General features: G+C 26.1%; 1 protein-coding gene. It reads right to left on the reverse strand.

The annotated features are described in order from the left end of the window. Positions 1-395: transposase (locus KGF46_RS19800; RefSeq protein ID WP_227862255.1), on the reverse strand; the 395-nt coding region annotated here is incomplete at both ends.

The raw sequence follows: 395 nt of genomic DNA on the forward strand, positions 1-395 counted from the left end.
TATCTTAGCTACTTTAATTCTTTGCTTATTCCAATTATTACTGAACTTCTTCATCTTTGATAATCTTCTTTGTTCCAATTTCAATCTATAGTTAGCTTTTCTTAACCATTTAGGATTGTTAAATATGCTTCCATTAGAACATATTGCAAAATCTTTTAAGCCTAAATCTATGCCAATATACTTATTAGATTCTTCTAATTGTTTTATGTCAACCTCACAACACATACTAACAAAATATTTACTTGTAGGTGTTTTTGATACAGTAGCATTTAATATTCTACCATTTATATTTTGAGTCACTTTAGCCTTAACCCATTTCAATTTTGGTAGCTTAATTAGATTATCCTTAATAGTTATATTATTATTTACACACTTACTTTCAAAACTTCTTTTAG

The organism is Clostridioides sp. ZZV14-6153, from assembly GCF_020657855.1.
Classification (GTDB): Bacteria; Bacillota; Clostridia; order Peptostreptococcales; family Peptostreptococcaceae; genus Clostridioides.